The sequence below is a fragment of the Microbispora sp. ZYX-F-249 genome (assembly GCF_039649665.1).
GTDB lineage: Bacteria > Actinomycetota > Actinomycetes > Streptosporangiales > Streptosporangiaceae > Microbispora > Microbispora maris.
Window position 1 is genome coordinate 20838 of record NZ_JBDJAW010000064.1, and the last position, 6734, is coordinate 27571.

The 6734-nt window shown below is 69.8% G+C and carries 6 protein-coding genes and 1 pseudogene; 3 read left to right on the forward strand and 4 right to left on the reverse strand.

What is annotated here, in order from left to right; all coding sequences use genetic code 11:
- Positions 1-104: 104 nt before the first annotated feature.
- Both AAH991_RS37770 and AAH991_RS37775 read left to right on the forward strand, forming a co-directional pair.
- Positions 105-869 carry an SDR family oxidoreductase gene (locus AAH991_RS37770; protein WP_346230756.1) on the forward strand — a complete coding sequence of 255 codons (765 nt, stop codon included), beginning with the start codon at positions 105-107 and terminating at the stop codon, positions 867-869.
- Positions 870-997: 128 nt separating this feature from the next.
- Positions 998-1390, forward strand: a complete 393-nt coding sequence (locus AAH991_RS37775) for an LppU/SCO3897 family protein (RefSeq protein WP_346230757.1) — start codon at positions 998-1000, stop codon at positions 1388-1390.
- Positions 1391-1597: 207 nt separating this feature from the next.
- Here the strand turns inward: AAH991_RS37775 and AAH991_RS37780 are convergent, their stop codons facing one another.
- Positions 1598-2047 (reverse strand): VOC family protein, encoded by a 450-nt coding sequence (locus AAH991_RS37780; protein ID WP_346230758.1) that lies wholly within the window; start codon positions 2045-2047, stop codon positions 1598-1600.
- Between the two features lie 136 nt (positions 2048-2183).
- Between AAH991_RS37780 and AAH991_RS37785 the strand changes: the two genes are divergently transcribed.
- Positions 2184-2960: an IclR family transcriptional regulator gene (locus AAH991_RS37785; RefSeq protein WP_346230759.1), complete on the forward strand. Its 777-nt coding sequence runs from the start codon at positions 2184-2186 to the stop codon at positions 2958-2960.
- Here AAH991_RS37785 and AAH991_RS37790 read toward each other — a convergent pair.
- The 3 genes and pseudogenes from AAH991_RS37790 to AAH991_RS37800 form a co-directional block, all read right to left on the reverse strand.
- Positions 2938-5295 carry an FdhF/YdeP family oxidoreductase gene (locus tag AAH991_RS37790; protein ID WP_346230760.1) on the reverse strand — a complete coding sequence of 786 codons (2358 nt, stop codon included), beginning with the start codon at positions 5293-5295 and terminating at the stop codon, positions 2938-2940. The genes AAH991_RS37785 and AAH991_RS37790 overlap by 23 nt on opposite strands.
- A 36-nt stretch (positions 5296-5331) precedes the next feature.
- The gene (locus AAH991_RS37795; protein ID WP_346230762.1) at positions 5332-6423 is read right to left on the reverse strand and encodes an aromatic ring-hydroxylating oxygenase subunit alpha; all 1092 of its coding nucleotides are present in this window, start codon (positions 6421-6423) and stop codon (positions 5332-5334) included.
- Positions 6424-6514: 91 nt separating this feature from the next.
- Positions 6515-6734: pseudogene (locus tag AAH991_RS37800) on the reverse strand (S-(hydroxymethyl)mycothiol dehydrogenase); the annotation flags it as partial.

Sequence of the window (6734 nt, forward strand, 5' to 3'; positions counted from 1 at the left end):
TTATGTCCGTTCGTCATCCGGGGCTTCCGGAGTTATCGGGGGATCGCCGATCCCCCGATAACCGGTCTCTGCACCCGTGGCGGCCGGGCGGCCAGCCTGGACTCATGCAGATCTCCGGAAACACCGTCTTCATCCCCGGCGCGACCAGCGGCATCGGTCTCGCCCTCGCCATCGCGCTGCGCGACAGGGGGAACACCGTCATCGTCGGCGGCCGGCGCACCGACCTGCTGGAGCGGATCGCCGCGGAGCACCCCGGCATCGGCACGGTGCGGATCGACACGGCGGACGCGGAAAGCATCCGGGTCGCCGCGAAGCAGGTGCTGACCGACCACCCCGGTCTCAACGTCCTGGTCACGATGGCCGGCATCATGCGCGTCGAGGACTGGCACCGGCCCGAGTCGTTCCTGGCCTCCGCCGAGTCCGTCATGACGACCAACGTGCTCGGCCCGATCCGGCTCATCGCCGCGTTCATCGAACACCTGCAGGCGCAGCCCGACGCCACGATCATGACGGTCTCCTCGGGCCTGGCGTTCGCGCCGCTCAAGGTCACCCCCAGCTACAACGCCTCGAAGGCCGCGATCCACATGCTGAGCGAGTCGATCCGGCTGCAACTCGCCGACACCGGCGTGAAGGTCGTGGAACTCGAACCGCCGTCCGTCCGCACCTCGCTGCTGCCGGGCCAGCAGGACAACGAGACCGCGATGCCGCTGGATGAGTTCGTGGCGGAGGTGATGTCGCTCCTGGAGGCCCGGCCCGATGCCACGGAGATCCAGGTCGAACGCGTCAAGTTCCTGCGCTACGGCGAGGCGCGCGGCGACTACGACCAGGTCGTCGCGACGATCAACGACTCCGATCCGCACGGGAAATAGCTCCGTCGCCATCGGGCCGGGTCCCACTCGAACGGCGATGGGCAGGAAAATAACAATTCATATGAATTGGGGTGCATGGCAACTGTAAGTTCATACCTCCATATGTCACCCCTCTACAGGATCAGATAATGACGGAAACCCCCCAGGAGCCCTCGACATTCGGCCAGAAGGCCGCAGGCGCGGGCAAGGTCTTCGGCAAGCGCGTCGTCGCCTATGCCGTCGGCGCCGCCGTTCTCGCCGGTGGCGGCTTCGCCTACAAGCAGCTGAGCGGAGCTCCCGAGATCGCCAAGGCCGGCGACTGCATGGCCGGCGCCACGGCCGACGAACTCAAGGTCGTCTCCTGCACCGACCCCGCCGCGGCGCTCACCGTCGAAGGCCGCGTCGAGGGCAAGACCGAGCAGGAGTGGGACGCGGACAATGACGGAAAGATTTGCTCTGCCTATCCCAAAACGGACCAAACTTTCTGGGAAGGCGAGGAGGGCAAGGCGGGATACGTTCTCTGCCTGGCGCCCAAGAACTGATCCGCTCCCCCGCCTGAACTGAACCGCGCTCGAAACCGTTCAGCAGGACCGCGGCGTCCGTTCGGGACACTCGGCCGGGGTCTTCCCGGCCGAGCGTCCCGCACAGGCCGAGACGCCCCATGACGGTTTCCGCCGCCTGGAACGGGCCGTGGCCGCGGATCCGCCGGCGCCGGCGGATCCCGCGCCCCTGCTCACGCTCGAACGGCACTAGACCACGTCGAACTCGTTGCCCTCGGGATCGACCATCGCCACCGCATAGTGATCGATCCCGGGCTGCGACAGCACCCGCACGACCGACGCCCCCGCCTGGACAAGCCGCTCCACCTCGGCGTCCACCCGCGCTTTCCGGGTCTCCAGCGGTACGTCCTCCCGCTTGCCGCCCACCTTCACATCAAGGTGGAACCGGTTCTTGACCACCTTGCCCTCCGGCACCTGCTGGAACCAGATCCTCGGCCCGTGCCCCTCGGGATCGACGATGCTGTCGCCGCCGTCCCCCTCGCCCAGCTCGTCTTCCGGCACTCCGACAGTGCGCCAGTAATCCCGCCATGTCTCGAACCCACCCGGCGGCGGCTCCACCGTGTACCGCAGCGCGGCCGCCCAGAACCGGGCCATCCGCTCGGGTGCCGCACAGTCGACGACCAGCTGATAAGAGACCATGGCAGCCATCCTGCCGAACCCGTCCGACAATTACCGGCTCGCGGTCCGACGGGTTCGCGTCGGACGAACCATAAGATCTCCCTGGGAATCCCACGACGCCCCGGCTCAGCGTTGCGTGAGGCGCTACAGTCTCGCCATGAGCAACGACGCCTCCGCCGCCAACGGCGGCGGCGTGCAGTCCGTCGATCGCGCGATCAGCATCATGGAGATCCTCGCCGGCCGCGGGGAGGCGGGAGTCACCGAGATCGCGGCCGAGATCGAGGTCCACAAGTCGACCGCGTTCCGCCTGCTCGGTGCCCTGGAGGCACGCGGCCTCGTCGAGCAGACCGAGGACCGCGGCAAGTACCGCCTCGGCTTCGGGCTCGTCCGTCTCGCCGGCAGCGTCTCCATGCGGATGGACGTCACCCAGCAGAGCAGGCCCGTCTGCCAGCGGCTGGCCGAGGAGATCGGCGAGACGGTGAACATCGCCGTCCTGCGCTCGCACTACGCGGTCAACCTCGACCAGGTGCGCGGCCCCTCCGCCGTCACCGCCCACAACTGGGTGGGCCAGCTCACGCCCCTGCACGCGACGTCGAGCGGCAAGGTCCTGCTGGCGCACGTGGAGCGGCAGCGCCGCGCGGACCTGCTGCGCGCGGCCGGCCTGCGGCGCTACACACCGAGCACGGTGACCTCGATCGAGGACCTGGAACGGGAGCTGGCGGAGGTGCGCGAGCACGGCTACGCCCTGTCCCTGGAGGAGCTGGAGGTGGGCCTGAACGCGCTCGCCGCCCCCGTCCGCTCCTTCCGCGGAGAGGTCGTGGCGGCGATCAGCGCGTCCGGGCCCGCCTACCGGTTCAGCGAGAAGCGCATGCGCGAACTGGCACCCGTCCTGGTCGAGGGAGCCGAGGAGATCAGTCGCCGCCTCGGCGGCTGACCGTCCCCTCCGCCGCCCCTTCCGCGGCCCCTTCCACGGCCCCTTCCATGGCACGGCGCAGCCGTACGACGACGCTCTTGGACGTGGGCGTGTTCGAGGTCTCCGCCACCGAGTCCAGGGGCACCAGCACGTTGGTCTCCGGGAAGTACGCCGCGCAGCAGCCCCGCGCCGTCGGATAGGCGACCGCCCGGAACCCCTCGGCCACGCGCTCGCCGTCCGGCCACTCGCTGATGATGTCCAGCATGTCGCCGTCCGCGAGACCGCGCTCGGCCAGGTCGTCGGGGTGGACGAAGATGACCCGCCGCCCGTTCTTGACGCCGCGGTAGCGGTCGTCCAGGCCGTAGATCGTGGTGTTGTACTGGTCGTGGCTGCGGATGGTCTGCAGCACGAGGCGGCCCCGCGGCACCCGCAGCACCTCCAGCGCGTTCACCGTGAAGTTCGCCTTGCCGGTGGCCGTGGGGAAGCGGCGCTCGTCGCGCGGCGCGTTCGGCAGCGCGAAGCCGCCCGGCCTGCGCACCCGCGCGTTGAAGTCGCCGAACCCGGGCACCACCCGCTCGATGCGCTCCCTGATCGCGTCGTAGCCGGCCTCGAACTCGGCCCACGGCACGTGCGGGTCGTCGCCGAGCAGCTCGCGGGCCAGCCGGCACACGATCGCCACCTCCGACAGCAGCGCCTCCGACGCCGGGCGCAGCCGGCCGCGCGAGGCGTGCACCATGCCCATCGAGTCCTCGACCGTGACGAACTGCTCGCCACCTGCCTGGACGTCCCGCTCGGTACGGCCGAGCGTGGGCAGGATGAGGGCCTGCTCGCCGCACACGGCGTGCGACCGGTTCAGCTTTGTCGACACCTGCACGGTCAGCCGGCAGCGGCGCAGGGCCGCCTCGGTGGCGGCGGTGTCCGGCGTCGCCGAGACGAAGTTGCCGCCCATGGCGAAGAACACCCGGGCGTCCCCGTCGCGCATGGCACGGATGGCCTCCACGGTGTCGTGGCCGTGCTCGCGCGGCGGCGGGAAGCCGAACTCCTTCTCCAGCGCGTCGAGGAACTCCGGCCTGGGCTTCTCGTAGATGCCCATCGTCCGGTCGCCCTGCACGTTGGAGTGCCCGCGTACGGGACACACGCCCGCGCCGGGACGCCCGACGTTGCCGCGCAGCAGCAGGAAGTTGACGATCTCCCTGATCGTCGGGACCGACTTGCGGTGCTGGGTGAGGCCCATCGCCCAGCAGACCACGACCGAGCGGGCGGCCAGCACGTCGCGGGCCGTCTCCTCGATCTCGGCGCGGGTCAGCCCGGTCGCCTCCAGCACGTCGCTCCAGTCGAGCCCGCGTACGTGCTTCTCCCAGGCGTCGAACCCGTGCGTGTGCGCCTCGACGAACTCGCGGTCCACCACGGTGCCGGGCGCGGCGTCCTCGGCCTCCAGCAGGAGCAGCGACAGCGCCTGGAACAGCGCCAGGTCGCCGCCGAGGCGGATCTGCAGGAAGCGGTCGGACAGCGCCGTCCCGGTCCCGGCGAGGCCGGAGGGCCGCTGCGGATTCCGGAACCGCAGCAGCCCGGCCTCCGGCAGCGGGTTGACCGCCACGATCCGCGCGCCGCCCCGCTTCGCCCGCTCCAGGGCGGTGAGCATGCGCGGATGGTTGGTGCCGGGGTTCTGGCCGACCACGAAGATCAGGTCGGCCCGGTGCAGGTCCTCCAGCAGCACCGTCCCCTTGCCGATGCCGAGCGTCTCGGTCAGCGCCGAGCCGCTCGACTCGTGGCACATGTTGGAGCAGTCGGGCAGGTTGTTGGTGCCGAACCGGCGGACGAGAAGCTGGTAGGCGAAGGCGGCCTCGTTCGACGTGCGGCCGGAGGTGTAGAAGACGGCCTGGCCGGGGTGGTCGAGCGCGCGCAGTTCGCGCGCGACGACGCCGAATGCGTCCTCCCACGAGATCGGCTCGTAGTGGTCCGAACCGGCCGGCTTGTACATCGGCTCGGTGAGCCGGCCCTGCTGGCCCAGCCAGTAGTCGCTGCGCCGGGCCAGCTCGTCCACCGGGTGCTCGGCGAAGAAGTCGCGGGTGACCCGCCGGACGGTCGCCTCCTCGGCCACCGCCTTCGCGCCGTTCTCGCAGAACTCGGCGGGGCTGCGATGGCCCTCGCCCTCCGGCCAGGCGCACCCGGGGCAGTCGAAGCCGGACTTCTGGTTGACCCGCAGCAGGGTCAGCATCGTCCGCCCCGCGCCCATCTGCCGGTATGCCGTGCCGAGCGCGTGGCCGACCGCCGGGACCCCGCCCGCCCAGGTCTTGGGCGAGCCGATCTCCAGGCGTTCGTCTCCGACGTCCTCCCGAGGCGCCTTACGCGTCACCCCGCATCTCCTCCAACCTCATCGAGCCCGGCGACCTCACTCGCCGAGCTTGCCGCGCACCCAATCATGGAACAGGCCGATGTGGTGCTCGCTCGGCACCAGCACCCCGCCCTTGGCGTACGTGCGGGAGCTCATCGAGGGCTGGGTGCGCTCGCATGCCTCGAAGTCCTGCTCGTTGACCCGGTGGAACAGCTCCACCGACCGGCTGATGTCCTTGCCGTCGGCGACGACCTCCGGCAGGTACAGCCAGTCGCACTCCACCACCGTGCGGTCCACCGCGAGCGGGAACATGCGGTGGATGATCACGTGGTCGGGCACCATGTTGACGAACACCTGCGGCTTGATCGTGATGGCGTAGTAGCGCCGGTCCTGATCCTCGCTGATGGTCGGGATCCGGTCCAGCCCCTCGGAGCCGTCGACCGTGAACCCCCGGACGTCCTCGCCGAACAGCGCGCCGTGGCCCACGTAGTACTGCGCCGCGTAGCCGTCGGCGAACTCCGGCAGCACCTCGGTCAGCTCGGGGTGGATGGTCGCGCAGTGGTAGCACTCCATGAAGTTCTCGACGATGAGCTTCCAGTTCGCCTTCACGTCGTACACGATCCGGCGGCCGAGCGCCAGGTTGGCGACGTCGTAGTTGTCGAGGGAGGCCACGTCGCCGAGACGCGTGCGCACCTCGCCGAGCACGGTGTCCTCGAACGACGGCGGCTCGTCGGCCAGGCAGACCCACACGTAGCCCAGCCACTCCCGCACCGCCACGTTGACCAGGCCGTACTCGACCCGGTCGAGGTCGGGCATCTTGGTGAGGTTGGGGGCCGCGATGAGCTTGCCCTCCAGGTCGTACGTCCAGGCGTGGTACGGGCACTGGAAGGCCCGCTTGACCTCGCCGGACTCCTCGGTGCAGACCCGGGCGCCGCGGTGGCGGCAGACGTTGTAGAACGCGCGGATGGAGTTGTCCCGCGCCCTGGTGATCAGGATGCTCTCGGTGCCGACCTGGACGGTCCTGAACGATCCGGGCTTCGGCAGGTCGGCGGCCCGGGCCGCGCAGAACCACATCGACTCGAAGATGTGCTTCTGCTCCTGCGCGAAAATCCCGGGATCGGTGTAGTGCTCTCCCGGCAGTGTGGCCATCAGGCTCGGGGGCAGGCTCGTGGTGCTCACTGGTGGCTCCTGAAGGTCGTACGTCGCACGTCGGAGATCGAGATGATCAGGGGGATGCCGGTCACAGGACCACGACGGAGCGCAGCACCTCGCCGTGGTGCATCTTCTCGAAGGCCGCCTCGACGTCCTCGAGCGCGATCGTCTCGGTGACGAACGCGTCCAGGTCGAGCCGTCCCTGCTGGTAGAGGGAGACGAGCATGGGGAAGTCACGGCTGGGCAGGCAGTCGCCGTACCAGGAGGACTTCAGCGCTCCCCCGCGGCCGAAGACGTCGAGCAGCGGC

Excerpts from the sequence above, each read along its gene's own strand:
- AAH991_RS37770 (WP_346230756.1), top strand. The coding sequence starts at position 105 with ATGCAGATCTCCGGAAACACCGTCTTCATCCCCGGCGCGACCAGCGGC.
- AAH991_RS37775 (WP_346230757.1), top strand. The coding sequence starts at position 998 with ATGACGGAAACCCCCCAGGAGCCCTCGACATTCGGCCAGAAGGCCGCA.
- AAH991_RS37785 (WP_346230759.1), top strand. The coding sequence starts at position 2,184 with ATGAGCAACGACGCCTCCGCCGCCAACGGCGGCGGCGTGCAGTCCGTC.
- AAH991_RS37795 (WP_346230762.1), bottom strand. The coding sequence starts at position 6,423 with ATGGCCACACTGCCGGGAGAGCACTACACCGATCCCGGGATTTTCGCG.
- AAH991_RS37780 (WP_346230758.1), bottom strand. The coding sequence starts at position 2,047 with ATGGTCTCTTATCAGCTGGTCGTCGACTGTGCGGCACCCGAGCGGATG.